19 protein-coding genes and 1 riboswitch are annotated in these 22,100 nt (G+C 38.1%); of the genes, 3 read left to right on the top strand and 16 right to left on the bottom strand.

Annotated elements, in window-relative coordinates:
* Positions 1-7: 7 nt before the first annotated feature.
* Positions 8-364, bottom strand: coding sequence for an arsenate reductase family protein (locus DES38_RS06020; protein WP_110251203.1), 357 nt, complete (start codon positions 362-364; stop codon positions 8-10).
* Positions 365-543: 179 nt separating this feature from the next.
* Here DES38_RS06020 and DES38_RS06025 point away from each other — a divergent pair, with 179 nt between their 5' ends.
* Genes DES38_RS06025 through DES38_RS06035 form a run of 3 tightly spaced genes read left to right on the top strand, consistent with a single transcriptional unit; the run spans position 544 to position 2,583 of the window.
* Complete coding sequence (locus DES38_RS06025) at positions 544-1,299, top strand: metal ABC transporter ATP-binding protein (protein WP_110251204.1); 756 nt, start codon at positions 544-546, stop codon at positions 1,297-1,299.
* A 15-nt stretch (positions 1,300-1,314) separates the two neighbouring features.
* A complete protein-coding gene (locus DES38_RS06030; RefSeq protein WP_110251205.1) occupies positions 1,315-2,166 on the top strand; it encodes a metal ABC transporter permease in 852 nt (283 codons plus the stop codon).
* The gene (locus tag DES38_RS06035; protein ID WP_110251206.1) at positions 2,167-2,583 is read left to right on the top strand and encodes a Fur family transcriptional regulator; all 417 of its coding nucleotides are present in this window, start codon (positions 2,167-2,169) and stop codon (positions 2,581-2,583) included.
* 178 nt (positions 2,584-2,761) lie between these two features.
* Here the strand turns inward: DES38_RS06035 and DES38_RS06040 are convergent, their stop codons facing one another.
* The 15 genes from DES38_RS06040 to DES38_RS06110 form a co-directional block, all read right to left on the bottom strand.
* Positions 2,762-4,108 carry a dihydrolipoyl dehydrogenase family protein gene (locus DES38_RS06040; protein ID WP_110251207.1) on the bottom strand — a complete coding sequence of 449 codons (1,347 nt, stop codon included), beginning with the start codon at positions 4,106-4,108 and terminating at the stop codon, positions 2,762-2,764.
* Between the two features lie 157 nt (positions 4,109-4,265).
* Entirely contained in the window at positions 4,266-4,685 is a 420-nt protein-coding gene (locus DES38_RS06045) for a universal stress protein (protein ID WP_110251208.1), read from the bottom strand.
* A 160-nt stretch (positions 4,686-4,845) separates the two neighbouring features.
* On the bottom strand, positions 4,846-5,202 hold the full coding sequence (locus DES38_RS06050) for a response regulator (protein WP_110251209.1): 357 nt from the start codon (positions 5,200-5,202) through the stop codon (positions 4,846-4,848).
* A gap of 23 nt (positions 5,203-5,225) precedes the next feature.
* Positions 5,226-5,687, bottom strand: a complete 462-nt coding sequence (locus DES38_RS06055) for a chemotaxis protein CheW (protein WP_110251210.1) — start codon at positions 5,685-5,687, stop codon at positions 5,226-5,228.
* A gap of 100 nt (positions 5,688-5,787) precedes the next feature.
* On the bottom strand, positions 5,788-6,231 hold the full coding sequence (locus tag DES38_RS06060; protein ID WP_245881968.1) for a chemotaxis protein CheX: 444 nt from the start codon (positions 6,229-6,231) through the stop codon (positions 5,788-5,790).
* 212 nt (positions 6,232-6,443) lie between these two features.
* Positions 6,444-7,019: an AAA family ATPase gene (locus tag DES38_RS06065; RefSeq protein ID WP_110251212.1), complete on the bottom strand. Its 576-nt coding sequence runs from the start codon at positions 7,017-7,019 to the stop codon at positions 6,444-6,446.
* A gap of 323 nt (positions 7,020-7,342) precedes the next feature.
* On the bottom strand, positions 7,343-9,034 hold the full coding sequence (locus DES38_RS06070; RefSeq protein WP_110251213.1) for a methyl-accepting chemotaxis protein: 1,692 nt from the start codon (positions 9,032-9,034) through the stop codon (positions 7,343-7,345).
* A 348-nt stretch (positions 9,035-9,382) separates the two neighbouring features.
* Positions 9,383-9,472, bottom strand: a riboswitch (cyclic di-GMP riboswitch).
* A gap of 170 nt (positions 9,473-9,642) precedes the next feature.
* On the bottom strand, positions 9,643-10,620 hold the full coding sequence (locus DES38_RS06075) for a siderophore ABC transporter substrate-binding protein (protein WP_110251214.1): 978 nt from the start codon (positions 10,618-10,620) through the stop codon (positions 9,643-9,645).
* 101 nt (positions 10,621-10,721) lie between these two features.
* Positions 10,722-11,480: an iron ABC transporter ATP-binding protein gene (locus tag DES38_RS06080; RefSeq protein WP_110251215.1), complete on the bottom strand. Its 759-nt coding sequence runs from the start codon at positions 11,478-11,480 to the stop codon at positions 10,722-10,724.
* Positions 11,474-12,421, bottom strand: coding sequence for an iron chelate uptake ABC transporter family permease subunit (locus DES38_RS06085; protein ID WP_110251216.1), 948 nt, complete (start codon positions 12,419-12,421; stop codon positions 11,474-11,476). Before DES38_RS06085 ends, DES38_RS06080 begins: the two co-directional genes overlap by 7 nt.
* On the bottom strand, positions 12,414-13,364 hold the full coding sequence (locus DES38_RS06090) for an ABC transporter permease (protein ID WP_110251217.1): 951 nt from the start codon (positions 13,362-13,364) through the stop codon (positions 12,414-12,416). Before DES38_RS06090 ends, DES38_RS06085 begins: the two co-directional genes overlap by 8 nt.
* 208 nt (positions 13,365-13,572) lie before the next feature.
* Positions 13,573-17,280 carry a helicase-exonuclease AddAB subunit AddA gene (gene addA, locus DES38_RS06095; protein WP_110251218.1) on the bottom strand — a complete coding sequence of 1,236 codons (3,708 nt, stop codon included), beginning with the start codon at positions 17,278-17,280 and terminating at the stop codon, positions 13,573-13,575.
* Positions 17,280-20,741: a helicase-exonuclease AddAB subunit AddB gene (gene addB, locus DES38_RS06100; protein ID WP_110251219.1), complete on the bottom strand. Its 3,462-nt coding sequence runs from the start codon at positions 20,739-20,741 to the stop codon at positions 17,280-17,282. The genes addA and addB overlap by 1 nt, the downstream gene beginning before the upstream one ends.
* Positions 20,742-20,849: 108 nt before the next feature.
* Positions 20,850-21,365 carry a signal peptidase I gene (lepB, locus tag DES38_RS06105; protein WP_146206357.1) on the bottom strand — a complete coding sequence of 172 codons (516 nt, stop codon included), beginning with the start codon at positions 21,363-21,365 and terminating at the stop codon, positions 20,850-20,852.
* Between the two features lie 13 nt (positions 21,366-21,378).
* Positions 21,379-22,029, bottom strand: a complete 651-nt coding sequence (locus DES38_RS06110; RefSeq protein WP_245881969.1) for a TVP38/TMEM64 family protein — start codon at positions 22,027-22,029, stop codon at positions 21,379-21,381.
* Between the last annotated feature and the right edge of the window lie 71 nt (positions 22,030-22,100).

Genomic DNA, 22,100 nt, shown 5'->3' on the forward strand with positions numbered 1-22,100 from the left:
CCCTCCATTATTTCCACGCTGTTTCAAATTGATCTTCTTTAAAACCAACCGTGACCACTGAACCATTTGTTGTTAACGGTCGCTTAATTAACATACCATCACTAGCTAGTAAGTTCATTTTTTCTTCATCTGACATTGATTTTAGTTTATCTTTTAATTGTAAATCTCGGTATTTTTGTCCGCTTGTATTGAAAAACTTTTTAATCTCCAACCCACTCATTTGGATTAATGCTTTTAATTCTTCTGCTGTTGGTGTTTGTTCAACGATATGTAATTCATTATAAATCACATCATTTGCGGCAAACCACTTTCTTGCATTGCGGCAGGTTCCACATTTCGGATAACAATAAAAAGTTACTGACATTATCTATCCCTCCATTTTTTGTTCATTTCTAGTATAAACTGATGTATCCACTTTTTCTAGTCATCCCTCTCAGCTTTAACAATTCATTAATTACACTAAACCGTAATTGTTCTTATTTACATTTAGGTCGAAGTACGCTACAATAATTATAACATTGAATTGAAACGGAGTGTGCCCAGATGACCGCACCAATTGTAGAATTTAAAAATATCACTTATGCCTATGAGGACAAAATTGCTTTAGATAACATAAGCTTAACCTTACCAAAAGGGGCATTCCTCGGACTCGTTGGACCAAACGGCGGTGGTAAGACTACGCTAATTAAACTTTTACTTGGTGTCTTAAAACCACAACAAGGATCGATTAATCTTTTCGAAAAAGACATCGATCAATTTAAAGCGTGGCATAAAATAGGTTTTGTTTCACAAAAAGCCAATGCATTTAACCGCGGCTTTCCAGCAACAGTTAAAGAAGTCGTTGGCACCGGTCTAACCGCTCAAATTGGCTACTTAAAACTATTTACCAATAAGCACCGCCAGAAAGTAAAAGAAGCGGTTGCACTTGTTGGCATGAGCAAATACCTTAACCAAAACATCGGGGATCTTTCCGGCGGACAACAACAACGTGTTTTTATTGCTCGCGCACTTGTCTCGGATCCAGAATTATTAATTCTTGATGAGCCTACCGTGGGAATCGATACTGAAAATGTTCAAAAATTTTATGAACTATTAGCAACGCTCAATCGTGAAAAGGGGATCACACTTCTTTTAGTTTCACATGATATTGGAACAATGACAAAGCATGCAAATGGTATTGCGTGCTTAAACAAAGAAATTCACTTCCATGGTGACACCTCTTCTTTTAACCAATTATCTGAACAACGTTTATCAAAATTTTACGGTCACGACTTGAATGTCGTGACACACCAGCACTAAGGATGTGTAAAGGGAATGTTTAGTCAATTTTTTGAATTTGAATTTTTAAGAACCACTTTTTATACAGGGTTAATTATTGGACTAATTGCTCCGTTACTTGGTACCTTTGTCGTTGTCAGGCGGCTAGCTTTGATCGCTGACGGCTTATCGCACGTCACCTTAGCTGGTATTGCATTCGGCCTTTTCATGGATAAGAAATATGGATTAGCTACATTAACACCGTTTACAACGGGTACAATTTTTTCTGTTTTTGGCGCCTTGCTCATTGAAAAGTTAAGAACCGTATATAAATCCTATCAGGACTTAGCGATACCAATTATTCTGTCTGGCGGTGTTGGCTTAAGTGTTATTTTCATTGCCCTTGCCGATGGTCTAAATAACGATCTTTACTCCTATTTGTTTGGTTCTGTTTCAGCTGTGAGCCGCACAGACTTTAATACCATTCGAATCATTGCCGTCGTTGTTCTAACGCTGATGATTGTTTTTTATAAAGAACTCTTTATGTTATCATTCGACGAAGAACACGCGGAAGTTTCAGGGATCCATGCTAAGCGCATTCACCTGTTGTTTATTCTGTTAACTGCTTTAGTCATTTCCGCATCAATTAGAATTGTTGGTGTTTTACTTGTTTCAGCACTGATGACCTTGCCTGTAGCTGCAAGTATTCGCATCGCGAAAGGATTTAAACAAACCATTATCTACTCAATAATTTTTGGAGAAGCAAGTGTTATCTTCGGAATTATCTCAGGTTATTACTTAGAAATCCCTCCCGGCGGAACGATCGTGATGGTCTCGATTTCGATTCTTTTTATTACTATTTTGGCCAAAAATGCTTGGGTATCTCTACAAAGAAAGAAGGCGGTATAAATGCGCTTAGACGAAGCACTTGATGTATTAAAAGAAAAAGGATACAAATACACCAATAAACGTGCAATGATTTTAGAATATTTTAATGATGAAGGTAAATACCGAACAGCTAAAGACTTGCTTAATCACTTAGAACCGCATTTTGATGGCATCAGTTTTGATACCATTTATCGTAATCTGCATTTATTCAGTGAGTTGGGCATTTTAGAATCAACTGAATTAGCCGGCGAGAAGCACTACCAAATGCGCTGCACGAACCACCATCACCATCATTTTATTTGTAAGAATTGTGGCATAACCAAAGAAATTCATTGTTGCCCCATGGATACAATCGGAACAGAACTCGATAATTATATGATAGAAAGTCATAAATTCGAAATTTATGGTCTCTGCCCACAGTGCCAAGAACAAGCATAAATATGAAAGGGCTCACCTGTTGAAAATGCAACAGGTGAGCCCTTTTTTTATTTCAATACCATCCTTCAGTTAAATCGTAGCTATTATTCCCCTACAAGCCACGCCTATCCAATTTGATAATTGCGGACCATTTTTAACTGTTCGATAAATCATCGAAACATAGTTTAATCGCTTTTAATTACAACATATGGGCAATATCAGAAGCTGCTGTTGGATACGCATATATCATTTGTTTTAAGGCGTTGGTCGTTAAACCCACTTGAATCGCTGTCGCAAAATGATTAATCAATTCATCAGCTTCCTCGCTCAGTAAATGCGCACCTAAGATTTTGTCTTCATCTTTGTCGATGATAATTTTAAAGGCTGCATGCGATTCGTTGGTCCGTTTATGGGTAAACCAATCCTCTGCTTTTTTATACTTTATCACAATGTTTCGATTTGATTGCTCCGCTTCTTGACTTGTCATTCCAACTGATGCAAGTTTTGGCACAGTAAATACGACTGAGGGCGTTGCTCTATAATCAACCACTTGCTGATTGTCATTTAATAGATTTTTTGCCACAATGTGCGACTCCATACTAGCAATTGGTGTTAATCGTAGACCTGTCGTTGCGACGACATCACCAGCAGCATACACGTGTTGGTTTGATGAGCTTTGTAGATACTCATTGACACTTATCCCCTCTTTTTCACTAGTGATATTGGCCTTTTCTAAGGCTAAATTAAGCGCCGGCACCCTGCCCGCTCCGTGAACAACCAAGTCAGCGCTAAATGCTACATCGCTTGCTTGAGTTTTCGCATGGACCGTATAGCCGTCTGCCTCTTTTACAATCCGATTAACTTCATGTCCAATATGCACGTCGATGCCAAGTTCGCTTGTCTTTTCTAATAATATTTTCACTAATTCTGGATCGAAATGTTTGAGTGCTCGGTCTCCGCGCTGAATAATATGAACTTTCGCTCCCGCTCGCGCCGCAAGATGGGCAAATTCAAACGATATATACCCTCCGCCTACAAATACGATGGTTTCAGGCAAGGCATTTAGCGCCATGAATGCATCGCTGTTTATCAAATGCTCACTCCCCTCGAAGGCTAAAGGTCGAGGTATTGCGCCTGACGCAATTAAGAACTTATCCCCTTCCAATTCGGTCCCCTCAACTGTCACGGTTGTTTCACTGCTAAATGTCACCTTCCCACGATAGGTATCAATTCCTTGTTTGTTAAATGCTTTTTCCCTTTGTTCTGGAACAGGCGCTGTAAAGGTGCGTTTAAATGCTATAAGTTCCGACCAATCAATCGAAATATCACCGATAATTCCTTTTCCTTTCATTCGCTTTTGCCAATCATAGAGTTCTGCTGCACCATGTAAAACTTTTTTTGGATCACACCCTCTTAGCGCACAAGTACCACCTAGCGGACGTTCATCAATGATTGCCACGTTCCATCCTGCTTGGTTACATTTACTTGCTGCGACTGAACCAGCAGACCCAGAACCAATTACGATTAAATCATACTTCTTTGTCATATTTATCAACCTTTCAGTATTATGTTTCAGCATACATACGACCTTCATCGTCCTGAATAAACATCTGCATCATAAATGTGAAAAAGGATAGATGCTCAACACCAGAACATATATCCTTTTGATCCTTCTTATTCAATTAATGTTTAAAAATAGCTAGTTATTTCACAATCATAACTGGACAAGTTGTGCGCTTGGCTACTTTATGGCTGACACTTCCTAACACCATCTCTTGTAAGCTATTCAAGCCACGGCTACCGATAATGACAATATCAGAACTGTTTTCATCTGCATATTCTACAATCGTCGGACCTGGATCACCATGCAATACCTTAATTTCATACGGTACATTAGCCTCTTTTAATTTACGTTCGGAAATGGCTAGTTTTTCTTTACGACTTCGATCCAGATCACTCGCATTCCATTGCCGTGTCGCATCTGCTTTTGATGTCGCTCCGTCAACGACGTACAAAATCGTTACATGTGCATTTTCATTTAATTTAGCTAATTCAACAGCCTTTTCACACGCACGAATCGCAAATTCCGAACCATCTGAAGCTAACAAAATTTTTTCAAACATTAGTGATCACTCTCCAATCAATTTATAAGTCATTATATGTTACTTTATCCTATTTAAGTTCTTCTCAAACCTTCTATCGACTGAATATTTTATCTTTTAATTTATATAAAAACGCCAAAGGATTGTTAGTGACCCAACAATCCTTTGGCGCTCCATCAGTTTAGAAAATTTTATCAATTGCTTGTTTAATACGCTCTTGATCAAACGGTTTTACAATAAAGTCTTTTGCACCTGCTTGGATGGCTTCTAAAACCATTTGTTGTTGTCCCATTGCAGAACACATAACAATTGTTGCATTCGCGTCATGTTTTTTAATTTCTTTAACTGCTTCGACCCCATTCATCTCTGGCATTGTGATATCCATGGTTACTAATTCAGGCTTTAAGTCTTTGTACATGTCAATTGCTACCTGGCCATTTTCAGCTTCGCCAACTACTTCATGTCCAAGCGATTGAAAAATATTTTTTAATTGCATGCGCATAAACGCTGCATCATCTGTGACTAAAATACGTGCCATTATCTCTAATCTCCCCTTACTGTTTATTCCTCTTCGACCACTTGTTTAACTTCTTTGATCTCATCATGATTTAAAATATAAGCTAAATCAACAAGTAGAAGTAAGCGATCCTCTAATTTAGCTACACCATTCAAGAAGTGTGCATGAACACCTCTAATTGTTGTCGGTGCAGGTTCAATAATTTCTTCGTCTATATCTAGTACATCTGAAGCTGCATCTACAATAAAACCGACAGACACACCATCAACGAGTGCTACAAGCATTCGCGATTGATCTGTTTTCTCTGACTTTTCCATATCCATGCGTGCTTTAAGATCAATAACAGGAATGACTTCTCCCCGCAACTTTGTGATGCCTTCAATAAAATCAGATACTTGCGGCAAACTTACGATGTCTTGTAATTTTTCAATAGAAACAATTTGTTGAATGCTTGCGCCATACTCTTGGCCTTTTAATTGAAAAACAATAAACTTTTCTGTGCTCATCTTCGGTCTCCTTTATCGGTGAGGTCCACGATTATCAATAATAGTTACATTCCATAGCATACCTTAAAAAGAATTCAATAATCAACCTAAAAATGATAAATTACTGATTAAGTAATAGATATACGGATAAAACTTGATCATCTGGGTAGTTAACCTCTACAAGCAAGGCACGTTTAAACCCAGACAAGGTTGCATCGCCTTGTAAAAGTGTCGGATGCGTAATGTCTGTCGTTAATTCCTGTTCTGCTAGGTACGTCGATAGACTACCTGCAATCATATTACCAAGCTCGCCTGAAAACGACTCTAACATTTCACCACTGATTGGCATACCAAACATTTTTTCACCCACTGCACTAAAGAATTCTGCAGACGACTGTAAAATCAATTCTCCTTTGATGTTACCAGTAAAACCAATCATCACACCATAAGTTACTTTTAACGGTGGCTTAATCAACTGTGGCGCCCCTACCGTCGGATCGATTGGAATAATTTTCTTAACAGCAACGATTGTGCCATTATACACTTCTCTAATAATTTCATTCATACTTTTGTCCCCTGTTGTCAATGTTCTTCCTCCCCAAAATCAAACCATATGTGTAAACACATGGTTTACGTCTTAATCCTTTATGTCTACGTTCCCTATTATTTTCGGATTAATTACAAAATAATAAAGCAAATCTTAATAATTCTTCAAAAAATCTTTATATGCAATCAAATCTTGAACTGCATTTGATGATCGTCTCAAACGAAAACAAGTCATTTATCTCGTTCTGATAAGTTAAAATGACTCACGATTTTTCTAGCTACTTCAGCTGCCGTTAGTGTCTCATTATTTATCTTCAGATAATTTTCATCAGATATTTCTCCATCAAGAGAATTCAAGCGATAATTTTCCATAGAGGAAATCAATTCACTTTTTGACCAGGTAGTATCTCGTTTAGAAGGCTTGTGCAACAACCTGTTTTCTGATGCATTTCTCTTCAACCGCTCAGTCACATCAGCTTCAAGTTCAACAATATAAACCTCTTTATCAGCGTTGTGAAAAATTGATTTCAAGTTTTCGATAAATGCCCAATCATCAGGTTCGTTAAAGGCCCATACGTATGTGAATATTAGGCCTTTTTCTTTACACCTTGCTACTTCTCTAAATATTTCTTCTCGAAATAGATCGACCAAGCGTTTTGCGGCTGGCTCATCATAATTGAAAAAATGACTAACCAAATCAATCGTCATGTGATTATGAAACAATTGCAAATCCGTCAGTTCTGCTAATGATTGCCCGACGGTCATCTTCCCTACTGCTTGTGGTCCAGTAATAATCACACATGTCATTGCCTTCACCCCTCGTGTAGTATTATATTTAAGGCCAAAAAATTGCTCTTTTCGATAGAGCGATTATACCAGGATGAATTAAATTTTCAATCTTATCGCTAAAACATTAATCTGTCTTACTCTGTTTTTCTCAACTTATTTTGTCTAGCTTTCTTAATCCCTGGCAAAATCCCAAGATTTCCACCACACATTTAAACATATCCAAAAAATGTGATCTCACTTAAAAAATTGAACGTCTGATGATTGATAATTCTACCATCAGACGCTTTAAAGGTGACTGTTTCAACATCTGCTAACAGTCATTCTCGGTAAGTTTACAGGCATTAAATTTTGAATTTCTTTATCATTTCTCTCAAATCTTCAGCCATATTAGCTAAAAGAGAAGCTGACGATGTTACTTCTTCCATTGTTGCTAATTGCTCTTCTGATGATGAAGCAATATCTGCTGTGCTTTCCACAGACGCTTTTGCAATCGTAGCAACTTCTTCAATTGATCCATTTACTTGCTCCATGCTTGCTGACATTTGTTCAGAAACGGCGGAAAGTTCTTGAACTTCACCACTAACTTGTTCAATAGAAGTTAAAATTTCACTAAAACTTTTACCCGTATCATTCACTAATCTTACGCCTTCGTCTGCTTCTTTGGTGCTCTTGCTCATCATTTCTACTGCTTTGAGGACATCATTTTGGATTAATTGCACTAAATTTGAAATTTGATTTGCTGAGTTTCTTGATTGTTCGGCTAGCTTTCTAACTTCATCAGCTACTACCGCAAAACCTTTCCCATGCTCACCCGCTCTTGCTGATTCAATCGCTGCATTTAATGCCAATAAATTTGTTTGATCTGCAATACCTGTAATAACATCGATTATTTTTCCAATCTCATTCGAGTTGCTATCCAATTGTTGAATCACTGTATTTGTCCCATTTGTAGCTTCATTTATCGACTTCATTTGACCAACTACTTTTGTTAACATGTTATTACCATTAATAGCTTGGTTTGTCGTATCAGTAGAGGATTCTGCTACATTAGATGCTGTGCTTGCAATCCTATTAATTCCGGTAGCCATTTCGTTAATACCTCTTGCACTTTCTTCTGTCGCCTTCTCTTGCACTTCCGAACCACTCGCAACCTTTTGAATCGCAGTTGTTACTTGCTCAGTCGCAGAACTCGTTTGTTCTGCACTTGCCATAAGCTCTTCTGCTGAAGAAGCCACTTGTTCTGAGGTGCTGCTAACATTATAAATTAAATCCCTTAAATTTGTTTTCATTTCATTAAATGACTCGGCTAATTGACCAATCTCATCGTTATTCTTAACTTTCAAATCATCAATTGCGAGATTTCCCTTCGCAACCTCCTCAGCAGATCGAGAAATCAACTGAACTGGTTTGGAGATCAATCTACTGATAAATAAGGCAATAAAGAGACCGATGATGAACGCCAAAATGCTAATGCCGATAATTACATTTTTACTTGCTACTGCTTTGCTAGTAAGAGCATCACTAGTCTCTTTAATATTTGTTTCTTGATAGGTTCGAGCTTTTGCCCCTACCGCAGTTACGTTTGAGGTTAGACCATTTCCTCTCTCTTCCATCAGTCTAGTGATCTCATCCATTTGGTTTTGATCTCTTAGGCGAATTACTTCTTGACCTAATTGAAAATACTCATCTTCAACGGCCATAAACTCTTCAACAATTTGTTCAGCTTCATCAGTTATATCTAAGCTTAAAAATTCTTGCGCCATCAGGTCAAATGTTTCAGCAGATTGATTCACTAATTCTAAATTCGTTTGATTTCCGTTGACAAGGTAACCCCTGACAGCTATTTGTTCATTTAATACGGCATTCTCCATTTCTGTTATGACTCTTACTTTATTAAAACTGTCCGTTATTGAGTTTGAGTAATTTCTGTCCACTGTTGTAAATTGCACCAAGGTGATGATTGATACAGTCGCTAATAACAACAAGACTGCAAAGAATCCCAACAATAATTTTTTTGAAATGTTAAATTTCATGCTCTTCATTCCTTTTCAATGTACGATTTATTAAAACGATTTTTGATTCATTGATGTAATTAGACGTTTTTCATTCCTCACTGCGATGACTGAATGAGAAACAAACATAATCTATGTCTTTCATAAGCGAAAACATTAATTCAATCAGGTGACCCACGAAACAGAAACTGTGACAAAAAAACAGCTGTCATTCACCGCACACAATTCTTATTCTGCAGAAACCTGCTGACCAATAATTGTATTTATATGTTTACTCGCAGTATTTGTTAGTCATCCTATCTCTCCCTCTGTTTAGAAAACATTATACAAAAAAAGACCCCCCGAAAATTAGAAGGATCCCTTTCTTTAAAATGCAACTGGCTGGCATTGACTTTGGTTAAGCCTTTAGCCCCTATAGTTTTGCGTCTCTACTTTTCAATAGATTTGCCCTTCTTATATTTAATTTGTTAATACATACTAAATATATAACATGACTATCTAACTTACAATTAGACATTTTGTGACATTCATATAAGAAAGTAGCATTTTTCGCGAAAATTTTCTTGACAAAACCCAAAAAAAGACCTAAGCATTAAGTAATGCTTAGGTCTTCCAAATATTGAGACTTCTTACTCAGCTATACTTACCTTTACCTCATTAATCATTTCAGATACCGAAGTAATTCCCCCACTTGAAACATACCAATAATCAGGTGTTAAATAGGTGATTTGATCATTCTTCTTTGCTTTAGTTTCATTAATTAACGCATTATCTAACGTCGTTTCTGCTGTATAGTCACCGCCTGTAACTGCATTTCGGTCAACAACATATAAATAATCCGGGTTTTGCTCTGCAATATATTCGAAACTAATATTCTGCCCATGTGTCGATGCCTCGATCTCTTCACTAATTGGACTTACACCAAGTTCATCATGAATGATTCCAAAGCGAGACCCTGGACCATATGCATTTACCGACCCGTCATTGGTCAATATGATTAAAGCTGTTTCATCAGCTGATACAAGCGCTTGAACGGCTTCCGCTTCGGCTTTCACAGTTGAAACGGCTTCCTCTGCTTCAGTTTCTTTTTCGAAAATTTCACCGAGTAAGGTTACGTTTTCTTCAAACGACTCGAGATAGCGTGCGGTATCAACACCTAAATATATCGTCGGTGCAAGTTCAGTTAAGTCGTCATAAGCTTCTTGCGTTCGACCAGAAATGATGATTAAGTCTGGGTTTAAGTTTGCAAGCGTTTCAAAGTCTGGCTCAAACAACGTACCAGCATTTGTATAGTGTTCGTCCTCGAATTTTTCTAAGTAACTTGGTACGTTTGCAGTTGGCAAAGCATCGACCTCAACCCCTAAATAGTCAAGGCTATCAATCGTACCAAAATCAAACACAGCAATTGTTTCTGGATTAACTGGAACAGTTGTTGTACCAAGCTCATGTTCCACCACAATTTCTGTCTTTTCCTCTTGCTCTTGATTTGTTTCTGTTTCTGTTTCTGTATCTTGATCTGACGATGTTTCATCAGTTGTATCTTCTCCACAAGCTGCGATTACTAACACTATTGATGCTACTACCAAGTAGATTAGCCATTTTTTCATCTCTAATTGCTCCCTTATTAATTAATATATTTAAAATAGGCGTTAACTAATTGCTTATTTCTGGGCCCAGCAGCCAGCAAACGCCTATATTTAAAACAAAGTTAAGAAAAATATAAACAGATGCGACATTGATCGATATCTTGAATTTTGATATCCATGTCATAGACTTCCTTTAAGACGCCATTATTAATAATCTCGTGTGTTGCGCCTTTTTTAACAATCTTTCCATCACGCAAAGCGACGATATAATCTGAATACACAGAAGCGAAGTTAACATCGTGCAAGACAATGATGACGGTCTTCCCTAATTCATCCACAAGCCGTCTGAGTACTTTCATGATTTGCACAGAGTGCTTCATATCTAAATTATTCAATGGCTCATCCAGTAATATATATTCAGTATCTTGAGCAATAACCATCGCGATATAAGCGCGTTGCTGTTGCCCACCACTTAACTGATCGAGAAACTTATTTGCCATCGTTTCTAATTCCATATATTGCATGGCACTATCAATCATTTTCTCATCAAGTTCTGTTAGTCGTCCCTGCGAGTATGGAAAACGGCCAAAACTAACCAGTTGTCGCACTGTTAACCGGACGTTTATATGATTGGCTTGCTTTAGAATTGATAATTTTTTAGCTAAATCTTTATTTTTAGCGGTCGAGACTTCCTCCCCATCAATGAGGACCTCGCCTTCATCCTTAGCAATTAAGCGGCTGACAATCGATAATAAGGTGCTTTTTCCTGCCCCATTCGGGCCGATAAACGACGTGATTTTCCCTTTAGGTATAGTCATAGATACATGGTCAACGACCATCGTATCGCCGTAACGTTTTGCTACATTTTTAATTTTCACCATGTTCTATTCTCCTTTAAAATAAGATAGAGGAAGTAGACCCCTCCAATAAGATTAATAATCACACTTAGTGTGGTTGAAAAGTTAAACACCCGGTCAACAATCACTTGACCACCAACGAGTGCGATAATACTGACGAGAACTGTCGCAACAATCAATACCGTATGGCGATAGGTTTTAAACACTTCATAAGTAACATTAACAACCAATATACCAAGAAACATGATTGGACCAACAAGTGCCGTTGCAACAGCGATTAATACAGCCACGACAATCATTAACTGCTGGACTATCCGGTCATAATCAACACCTAGATTTACCGCATGAGCTTTCCCTAGTGACAAAACATCCAAGTACTTATAATAACGACTTGCATAAGCAATGATCAGTACAACCAGTCCTAGTGAGATATATAATAAGTCCGTTTGAACATTATTAAAACTTGCAAACATGCGATTCTGTACGACTAAAAACTCATTCGGATCAATGAGCACTTGCATAAAAGTCGATAAACTTTGGAAAAATGTGCCGAAGATAAGGCCAATTAAAAGTAAGAAATATATATTATTGCCTCGCTTGAATAATAACTTAAACAACAGTAATGCAAACCCAACCATTAATACAATAGAAATGACAAAGTTTAATTTCTGATTTGTTGTCGAAATACTTGTCGATCCGTAAAAGAAAATAATAAATGTTTGAATTAACTGATAGAGCGCATCAAGTCCAATCAAACTCGGCGTTAAGATACGGTTATTAGTAATGGTTTGAAAAACGATCGTTGCAATTGCGATGACAGCGCCAGTAAGAACAATCGACAAAACGCGCGTCAAACGGCGTGTTAAAATATAGTCGATGTTTCCACTTAAATCGATAAAAAGATAAAGAGAAACAAACAGTATCCCTAATCCTAGTAATAGCACCAGTTTGTATTTATTACTCATATGCGTTCCTCCTCAAAACAAGATAGAGGAAGATGAAACTTCCAATTACACCAACTACGACACCAATCGCAATCTCATAAGGGAAAATAATGAGTCGGCCGAGAATATCACTGAAAAGCAGGAAAACAGCGCCCAATAGCGCCGTCATTGGCAAGCTTTTCTTCAGATGATCACCACGGTAGATCGAAACGATGTTAGGAACAATCAACCCCAAAAAGGGGATCGTTCCAACTGTTAAAATAACCACAGACGTAATTAAGGCAACGATAATTAAGCCGGTATTGACGACCCATTTATAATTGAGCCCTAAATTTTTCGAGAAATCTTCCCCCATACCAGCAATGGTAAAGCGGTTAGCGAATAGATAACTCATGATGACAAGTGGAATGCTCAAGTAAAGCAACTCATAACGCCCTTGAAGAATTAAGGCGAAATTCCCTTGTAACCAAGCAGACATGTTTTGTACTAAATCATTCTGATAAGCAAAAAACGTTGTAATCGAGCCGATAATGTTACCAAACATTAAACCGACAAGCGGGATGAAAATTGGATCTTTAAACTGCACCTTTTCTAAGATCTTCATAAAAATCAAGGTTCCTGCGATTGAAAAGATAAAAGCGACAAACATGCGCTCAAGCGGTGAAGCTTGGTGAAAAAACATCATGGCAACTAAAATCCCTAAGCGCGCTGAATCCATGGTACCCGCTGTTGTCGGTGAAACGAATTTATTTCGGCTTAATTGTTGCATAATTAAACCCGAAATACTTAAACCGACTCCGGCCATGATGATACTTAATAACCTTGGAATTCGACTCACCCAAATGATCTGTACTTGTTGCTCGGTTAATTGAAAAATATCACTTAACTCTAGGGGGACAACACCGATAAAAACTGAAGCTAACGATAAAATAATAAGTAATGGAATAAGTATAAGATAGGTCATAGAAAAATCCTTTTTTTGTATTCGATAATGAGATTCATTATCAATTAGATGATTATCATTCTACCATGTATAAATATTCTGTCAATAGTCAAACTTAAAATACTTTTTTGTCTGTTATCTAGATCCTTTTACATGTTTTGTCCTTCTTCAACTAAACGAGACCGACATCGTTGTACATAACGATGTCGGTCTCGGGTACTTCATCTGGTTATTCCACTTCCACTAATTGATTAACATCAAAGAAATACAAGAAACGTTTATGAATGGTGATGGCTAAAATTGTCTCAATGGCTTTCGTATACAAATCTAACTGCACCCGGTAACGTTCCACCAACTGCTTGCGTTTAGCTGCCGTGAAAGCGCCAGTAATTGTATCTGTTTTATAATCAACAATGGTCCACCCCTGATCTGTTTTTACAAGCAAATCAATCACACCTTGAAGAAAAACTTGCTCAGACGCACCTTCCCAGTTCTGATACACATCTTCTGTATTTAACATCAAACTAAACGGCACCTCACGCTCAATGATTTTCGCTTTATTTAGTGCATCAATCACAGGAGAAGCCAAGAAGGCAAGTATTTTCGCGCGATCTATTGCCTCACCTTGCTCATAGGTCAACAATTCTTTCTCAATTAATTGATCAATGAAATGATTCAGTGTCGCCTCCGTTAGAGGCTTATCAAACGGTAGATGTTGCATCACTGTATGCATTGCTGTCCCCTTCTCAGCGGCCGTTAACTTCTTTGTTCCTTGCATGAAGCGGGGACGCTCTTTTTTTAAGGGTTTAACCTCGCGCAACAATTCATCAGCTGCATATGGATCTGGCTCTGTTAAACGTCTTTTAATTTCTGTCACACTTTGCTTAGCGCGATGAATGGTCGCAGCTTGGTGTGGGTACTGGTAATTTAGGCGATGCTTGACAAATTGATTGTCTGCTTCGTCTGTTTTTGGTAATGGTGCCTCGTGATTAATTACTGCTTCTAGATCAACAACAGTTTTAGCTTTTTCAACATCCTCTGTATGATAGCGGTGGACACCGTGTTGTTCCACTTTAAATAGAGCGTCGTCTCCAGTAAAGACAGCACCTTGTGTATCTGTTTCATCAGCTTTTACTCTAAGAACCTGGCCGGCAGGATGCCTTACCAAACTATATGCGACCCAGTCTAAGTATGAACTACTTTTCAGTCGAATATCTGCGGGCAGAACCCAGTCCTGTGCATCAATGACTTCTTGATATGCAGCTTGCTTCTTCTCGAAGTTTGCAACTGTTCCAATCATCACTAGCTTTTCTTTTGCACGTGTTAGAGCAACATATAGCACGCGCATTTCTTCGGCCCACAATTCACGTTTCATGTGGTGTTTAATCGCTTGATAAATTAAGGTTGGGTACATGATTCTTTTTTCAGGATCAATGTATTTGCTGGCAAAGCCTAAATCTTTATGCAGTAAATATTTCGCTTTTAAATCCTGTTGATTAAAGTTTTTATCCATTGCACCTAGGATAACAATTGGATACTCAAGTCCTTTGCTTTTATGAATCGTGGTAATTCTAACCACATCTTCTTGTTCACCTAACGCCCGAGCAGCTCCTAAATCCTCACCACGCTCTTCCATACGTTCAATCATTCGTAAAAAGCGATATAAGCCTCTAAATGATGTCTCTTCATACCCTCGTGCGCGGTCATAAAGTGCCCGTAAATTAGCTTGACGCTGTCTACCACCTGGCATACCACTCACAAAATCATAGTAACCTGAATCTCGATATATATACCATATTAAATCTGAAAGTGCTCCAATTTGATTGCGGTTTTTCCAATCACTTAATTGATTTTTAAATCTATTTAAGCGTTCTTTAAGTTTGTCATTTCCACCTGCTTCCAGGTAGAGTTTAAAACAATCATGAAAGCTTGCTTTCTTGTCCATTAGGCGTATTTGTGTTAATTCCTCTTCATTTAATCCAACAATTGGTGACTTTAACACGCTAGCTAGTGGGATATCTTGTTTTGTATTATCAATTATTTTCAACACATTGACCATCACTTGAATTTCAATTGCTTGCAAGTAACCTGTTTGTAATTCTGCATATACAGGAATGCCTTGTTTTTTTAACTCTTCCATTACGACAGGCGCACTTGTCATTGATCTGAGTAAAATAACAATATCACGATAACGGCACGGACGTCTTTCTAACGTATCCTTGTCAAAAATAACAGCCGGTTCCATTGCTCCCCGACCAATCCAACTGTTAATTTTCTCAGCATATATACGTGCTTCTAATTCTGCTTTTCTTAAATCCACAGTTGTTTCACCTGCGTCATCATCCACCTCATTATCGTTACGGTCGACAATCACAAGTTCGACTTCAGGATCATTTTTTTTTGCTTCGTCATAATTCAAATTCCCATAAATCAATTCGCTCTCAGCATCGTAATTCATTTCACCGACATTCTCATCAAATAATTGACGAAAAATAAAGTTTGCACCAGCAAGTAATTCTTTACGACTTCGAAAGTTTTTCGCTAGATCAATCCGTTCACCACTATGGTGCTGATCATAAAACATTTTATACTTAGTTAAAAACAGGCTAGGTTCAGCATGACGAAAGCGATAAATCGACTGCTTCACATCACCTACCATAAATAAGTTTCCCGGATCATCTTTAGTAATGGCTTGTAGGATTGTCTCTTGTACCATATTCGTATCTTGATACTCATCAACCAAAACTTCTTTATATTTTGTTTCAAGTTGTTTGGCTATTTCGGTTTTTTCAAAGCCTTCACTTGTTTTTTGTGTTAATACCGCTAAAGCAAAGTGCTCTAAATCAGAAAAATCAACCAAACCTTTATCTCGCTTCACAGCCTGATAATTTTCTCTAAATACTTTCACTAGTGTGACAAGTTGTTGGATGGTTGGATATAACTCAGCCATATCAGCAAGATAGTCTTCAAGTGAACGGGTAAACAGTTGTTGTTTTAAATCGGTCAAGCGATCTTTCGCTTGATTCCGATAGTCTTTTGTCTTCGCTTTTAGAGCCGGATCACAATCGACGCTCTTTCTTGATAGACTCTTAAAACTTAATGTTTCCATGCCGCGGTACAGCTCGGACCAACCGATTGCCTTTTGACCTTTTAACTGCTGAAGCTGTTCTAAGTCGAATTCAACTGCTTCGGCATAATGATAGGGGCCATCCACATTTTTAGTTAGCTGTAACGCTTTTTCTAAATAATTCTCCGCTTCTAGAAGCGCGTCATCAATCGACTGACTTAATACGTTAAACCATGGGTAAGTAAGCAATTGATCTTCTTCAACATGATAGGTTTCCGCAACATGACTAAGCCATGTTTCTGGCCAGGGATTTTGCATCGCAAAATCGTATAGTTTTAGAATTAACGTTTCAACATCTTTATCATTACGATCATTACTGAAGCGCTCAACAACATTGAAAAAATCGCTTTGTTGAGGATGACTGTCGCTATACCATGTTTCAAATAAATCATCAATGACCTCTTGTCTTAATAAGTCCGCCTCCAAGTTATCAGCAATTCTAAACCCCGGATCGATATCAATTAGATAGCTATGACGTTTAACCAGATCCAAACAAAACGCATGCAATGTTGAAATAGAGGCTTGTTGTAATAAGGTTGTTTGTTTCTTTAAATGCGTTGAAGTTGGATTCTCTTCAAGTGCTGACTCGAGGGCTTGTTGAACACGGTTACGCATTTCCTGGGCAGCTGCATTGGTGAATGTCGCTACCAACAATTCATCAATATTTACCGGATCATCCAGATCAATAACTTTTTGGATAATTCGCTCAACCAATACCGCTGTTTTTCCTGATCCTGCCGCGGCTGCAACAAGGGTATCATGACCTTTTGTATAAATGGCTTGCTTTTGCTCATCCGTCCACTGCGGCATTATGATTCCTCCCTTTGTTTCATCTGTTCGATAATCGTTCGATCATCCAGTTTTTTAATTTGACGGAAATTATTTTCATCCAGCGAAGGATCAAATTGACAGACCGATTTAAACGGGCAATAGGTGCAGGCTGTTTGTTGATCATCTTGATATGGGTTTAATGACACCTCACCGGATGATATATTGAGGCCAGCTTGTTCGATTAACTGATGAACATAGTTTTGCAACGTGGTAAAATCTTCTCCGGCTGCAATCTTCGAACCACTTCTAATTTCGCCATCTTTTTTTAAAGCCGCTGGTATAATTGGACTAAATCCAACTTCTAAATCTTCATCCATCAATGAAATAACTTCTTTTTGATCAAGGAGTAAACCGCGCATTTTATAATCTTTAAATAGTTCCGTTTCTATTTGCGCATCATTCGGACGTTCATTTTTACTTAATATCGCATCATGAACATGGAAATATAAGACCCCTGCCGGAGATGCTTTTAAGCCAAGCCAAGCTTCGGAGTTTTTAAGTAACACATCTAGATAGGCAAGCATTTGCAGTGCTAAGCCGTAGTAAACGTCGATTAAGTTAAGATCTTTTCTACTTGATTTGTAATCAATAATGCGTAAAAACAACTGATCATTTAAGGTTGCATGGTCAACCCGGTCAATCCGGCCTCGTAACACAAGTTCATAGCCATTTGCTAAATTCATGCGTACCGGAGCGAGCGGTGAATGTTCTAAGCCGAAGCCAATCTCTAAACCGACCGGTGTAAAAGCTGAACGTCTTGCCTGTTCACTCAAAATGAACGTTGCGCGGGCAATCACTGTCTCAAGCTTTCTTTTCATATATTGATAGCGGTTAGAACTGTGCAAGATTTGATGTTGTAAGACAGGCGCTAAATGATCAATCGCTTGCTTCGCGTAGCGATTTGCATCTGTCTCTTGAATGTCTTTAAATGACTGATTATCTTGTTGAACCCACTCAGTAATTTGTTTCAAAGCTTCGTGAAAAAGCTGGCCAATATCAGGCGCATCTAATTTATAGGTTGGTCGGTCTTCCAGATTTAAACTATACTGACTAAAATGTTGATACGAACAACGGTGATACATTTCCATCCGTGATACACTCGCTTTTATCTGATGGTGATAGAGCTGATCTACCGTTGTTTGTTTTAACGGTGCTGGCTTATTTTGATAAAACAGGCTGGCTAGCACCGGAAGGGTTTTTGCTTGGTCATCTTCTGTCAAATACCAGTTCAATACACTCCACCAAATAGAATCTATCGGATAATGTCGCCGATATTTCGCCAGTTGCGCTGTAAGCGCTGAACGTGTTTTTTCCTGTGTTGTAATAAAACGGCTCGACTCTAACATTTCCTCGGGATCTTGTAAAATCATTGGGTCTGTTATGTTTGGGAAGATTGCCTGCATGCGTTTAATTAAATTAGCAGGTGCTTTTGCTTTCCCTTCTGAATCACTCAAATGGTAGCTAATCCATAATCGCTCTTTCGCTGAGGTGACGGCTAAATAAATATAAAACCAATCATCGATTAATTGTTCTGTTTCGCTATCAGCCAACTGAATACCCGCCATTTCTAATTGATGACGTTCTTCCTCAGTGAGTACCGTATCTTGATTAGGTTTTTTCGGCCACTGTCCTTCATTTACGCCAAGTAGCATACTGACTGCGACATCCGGTAAGCGTGAACGGTCAATTGAAGCAACAATAACATGGTCAAGCGTTGGTGGCACATGCTGGTAAGTTAGAGTATCTAAACCAGCTTCAAGGGTTTGGAACAATACCTCTTTCGACATCATTTCCTCACCGATTATTTCAACGGTTTCATCAAATAAATTCACCAATTTTTTCCAGACTTGTTCTTGATTCCGAGCAACTTGCACTAAACCTTGATCTTCTAAGGCTACTTGCCATTGCTCTAACTGTTCATCAATCCCTAGACGTTCTAACCATTGAAAAAGCGCCGTTAACTTTTCTTTAACTGTCGCTTCACTTTGCAGTGCTTCTTCAATCGGGGCAAGATAGTCGACAATATGGCTCCGATAGGCATTGATTGCTGTTTGCATGATTTGTTCATGATCTGTCTGCGCTGCTGCGTCAAAACCTTTAAACCGCTGGAAAAGCCAGGGCTTATCATTGACCCACCGGCTTTTACCACGGATGCCATACTCAAGCACATAATTTTCTAGCGTATCAATCGCATCAGCATTAAGCAAATGCGGGGCTTTTCCTTGAGGAATAAACCCTGTTTTTAATAATCGAAAGACCGCATCATAACGCCAGTTGGTTTGAATAACCTCAAACAATGAACGAATCAGTTCAATCAAGGGATGGTTAAGCATCGGTTCTTTCTCATCAATAAAGATGGGGATGTGATAATCCTCAAAAATGGTTCGAATTAAATCATGATAGACGTCTCCATCTCTCACTAAGAGCGCGATGTCACGGTATCGATAATGATGATCTCTGACTAACGTTAATATTTCTTGAGCAACGCCCTCAACTTCCGCACGTGGATGAACACCATACGCAAGTGTAATTGGTGTATCTGCTTTAAAAGAATGGAGTGGCCGTTGGTCGAAATAGCGGTCTAAGTGTCGCAAAAACGGCTCTATTTTTTTATTTTCAATAAGAGGTTTTACTTCGATTTTTTGCTGTTCTTGTTTTGCCAAAGCAAGAATATCATCGTATGTATCTTTGGTCTGTGTGAAAATATCAAATGGTTCAATCGCTTTTGCTTTCTCATTCGGCAAAGTCAGCGTTATTGTAAGGTTAGTAGCCTGTTTCATTAATTTAGCTACTACCGCTTGTTCCTGCGGTGTAAAACGATGAAAACCATCCATATAGATGGTTGAATCTTTAATATAAGCGGATTGCTCTATCTTTTCTTCCAAGAGACGTAAGCGGTCTTCACTATCAATATAATTATTTGCTAAACTACTCGTCAATTGTTGATAGATATAATGTAAATCTTCGAGCTTATCTGTTAAGCCTGACTGTTTGTTGGCGTGTTCTAGTTCAATTTGCGCTTTCAACATTTCCGGCGTGACTTGATAGCGTTTAAATTCAGTAATCATCACTTCTAATTGTTCAATGAAGCCACGCTTTGTTACTGATTTTTGAAAAATGCGCCAATCGGTTTTCTTTTGTTCAATAATTTTTCGTAGCATCATCTGAATCCCTGTCGAGGTAATCAATGCTTTTTTCGCTCCGCCAGTTTCCTCCATGACACGAAGTGCTAATCTAGAAAAACTTAACACTTGGGCACGAATACTCCCACTCGCACCTTCTTTTAATAATCTTGATTCCTGCTGAAAAGTCATTTGTTCAGGCGTTATAAAAATTATTGGTTTACCGTGAGGGGATTTTTGTAATTGTTCAGTAATTGCTTCAATACAATACCCACTTTTATCAGTTGTTTGGGAACCTAATACGACTGTGACCGTCATCTTCTCACCGTCCTTTTCTGTAAACGAGCATTTGTTCTATTTTATCACATATTTATTTTTTCCGGGCAATTAAAGAGGCCTTTCTTCTAAAAGAAAAGCCGTGAAAGTTTATTTATTTATTGATTTAACCGTTGGAAAATAACGCATGAATACTTTACCCACGATTTGCTGTCTATGAATATAACCAAAATTGCGACTATCTAGACTATGTGTTCGGTGGTCACCCAGTACAAAATAACTTTGTGATGGCAATCTTTTCTTTCCTGTTACTTCTCCTAAAGTAAACGGTTGCCCTTGTTCAATCAAGTAATTTTCAGCCAAACGCTCCTGATTGATATAAATGCTTTTTTCTTGAAGGGCGATATGTTCACCAGGCAATCCAATCACGCGTTTGACAAAGTACGTCCCATCTTTATGCTTGAATACAATAACATCATATCGCTCAACCTTTTGATAGTTATAGCCAAAGCGATCAACAATGATTAGCTCTCCATCAGACAAGGTGGGGTCCATCGATGCGCCATCAACCGTAAAAACGGTTAAAACATATACTTTCATAAATAAAATAAATATGACGAAAGTCATTAATACTTTTAAAGTATGAAACTCATGTTTTTCTTTCACCTGCAGCACACCCTTAATCTTTAATTTCAATCTCACCTTTTTTAAATAAGAATTTTTCGATTTGTTTACCTAAAACCCAGAATAGTGCAATACCTACCCCAACCAATACCGAACGGGTTGGATTTTCTGCAAATGATGCGATGCTGCTGCCTACATATGCAACTGAAAATATCATAACGGTTTTACCTAATAGAATGGCTAATACAAACTGAATTAAACTGACTCGTGATAAACCTGCGACAAGATTAATAACTGCTGAAGGTGAAAACGGGAAACATAACATTAGAAATAACGGACCAAACCCCCTTCGCTCTACCCAACCTGTAATACGTCGAACTTGTCGATTTGTATGAATCCATTCGAGCAATGCTGAATGCTTGAAATGACGGATGATTAAAAAGACCATAATCGCGCCTAAACTTGCACCAATCCAGGAATAGAGAAACCCCCGAAATAAACCGTAAGCTGCACCATTTGTCACAACAATAACGGTCACTGGTAAAAAGGGTAAGAAAGCTTCAATCATTGGCAATAAAATACCTGGCAATGGTCCAAAGCCCTCATAAATAAATAATAACCTATCTAACAATTCTTGATATTCCCCACTACTGAGGAGTTCTTTTATTTGATCCCATGTTATGCTATCTGGTAACGGTTCTGCCAAGTCAAACTCCCCCTTTATCTTCTGTTCATTCAATAGAATAGACATTTTTTTCAGCTTTATGGTTACCTATT

Origin of the sequence: Streptohalobacillus salinus (assembly GCF_003201605.1) — a bacterium.
Classification (GTDB): Bacteria; Bacillota; Bacilli; order Bacillales; family Amphibacillaceae; genus Streptohalobacillus; species Streptohalobacillus salinus.

What these genes read in the sequence shown, in the direction of transcription:
- DES38_RS06020 (WP_110251203.1), bottom strand. Translation starts at nt 364, where the DNA reads ATGTCAGTAACTTTTTATTGTTATCCGAAATGTGGAACCTGCCGCAAT.
- DES38_RS06025 (WP_110251204.1), top strand. Translation starts at nt 544, where the DNA reads ATGACCGCACCAATTGTAGAATTTAAAAATATCACTTATGCCTATGAG.
- DES38_RS06030 (WP_110251205.1), top strand. Translation starts at nt 1,315, where the DNA reads ATGTTTAGTCAATTTTTTGAATTTGAATTTTTAAGAACCACTTTTTAT.
- DES38_RS06035 (WP_110251206.1), top strand. Translation starts at nt 2,167, where the DNA reads ATGCGCTTAGACGAAGCACTTGATGTATTAAAAGAAAAAGGATACAAA.
- DES38_RS06040 (WP_110251207.1), bottom strand. Translation starts at nt 4,108, where the DNA reads ATGACAAAGAAGTATGATTTAATCGTAATTGGTTCTGGGTCTGCTGGT.
- DES38_RS06045 (WP_110251208.1), bottom strand. Translation starts at nt 4,685, where the DNA reads ATGTTTGAAAAAATTTTGTTAGCTTCAGATGGTTCGGAATTTGCGATT.
- DES38_RS06050 (WP_110251209.1), bottom strand. Translation starts at nt 5,202, where the DNA reads ATGGCACGTATTTTAGTCACAGATGATGCAGCGTTTATGCGCATGCAA.
- DES38_RS06055 (WP_110251210.1), bottom strand. Translation starts at nt 5,687, where the DNA reads ATGAGCACAGAAAAGTTTATTGTTTTTCAATTAAAAGGCCAAGAGTAT.
- DES38_RS06060 (WP_245881968.1), bottom strand. Translation starts at nt 6,231, where the DNA reads ATGAATGAAATTATTAGAGAAGTGTATAATGGCACAATCGTTGCTGTT.
- DES38_RS06065 (WP_110251212.1), bottom strand. Translation starts at nt 7,019, where the DNA reads ATGACATGTGTGATTATTACTGGACCACAAGCAGTAGGGAAGATGACC.
- DES38_RS06070 (WP_110251213.1), bottom strand. Translation starts at nt 9,034, where the DNA reads ATGAAATTTAACATTTCAAAAAAATTATTGTTGGGATTCTTTGCAGTC.
- DES38_RS06075 (WP_110251214.1), bottom strand. Translation starts at nt 10,620, where the DNA reads ATGAAAAAATGGCTAATCTACTTGGTAGTAGCATCAATAGTGTTAGTA.
- DES38_RS06080 (WP_110251215.1), bottom strand. Translation starts at nt 11,480, where the DNA reads ATGGTGAAAATTAAAAATGTAGCAAAACGTTACGGCGATACGATGGTC.
- DES38_RS06085 (WP_110251216.1), bottom strand. Translation starts at nt 12,421, where the DNA reads ATGAGTAATAAATACAAACTGGTGCTATTACTAGGATTAGGGATACTG.
- DES38_RS06090 (WP_110251217.1), bottom strand. Translation starts at nt 13,364, where the DNA reads ATGACCTATCTTATACTTATTCCATTACTTATTATTTTATCGTTAGCT.
- addA (WP_110251218.1), bottom strand. Translation starts at nt 17,280, where the DNA reads ATGCCGCAGTGGACGGATGAGCAAAAGCAAGCCATTTATACAAAAGGT.
- addB (WP_110251219.1), bottom strand. Translation starts at nt 20,741, where the DNA reads ATGACGGTCACAGTCGTATTAGGTTCCCAAACAACTGATAAAAGTGGG.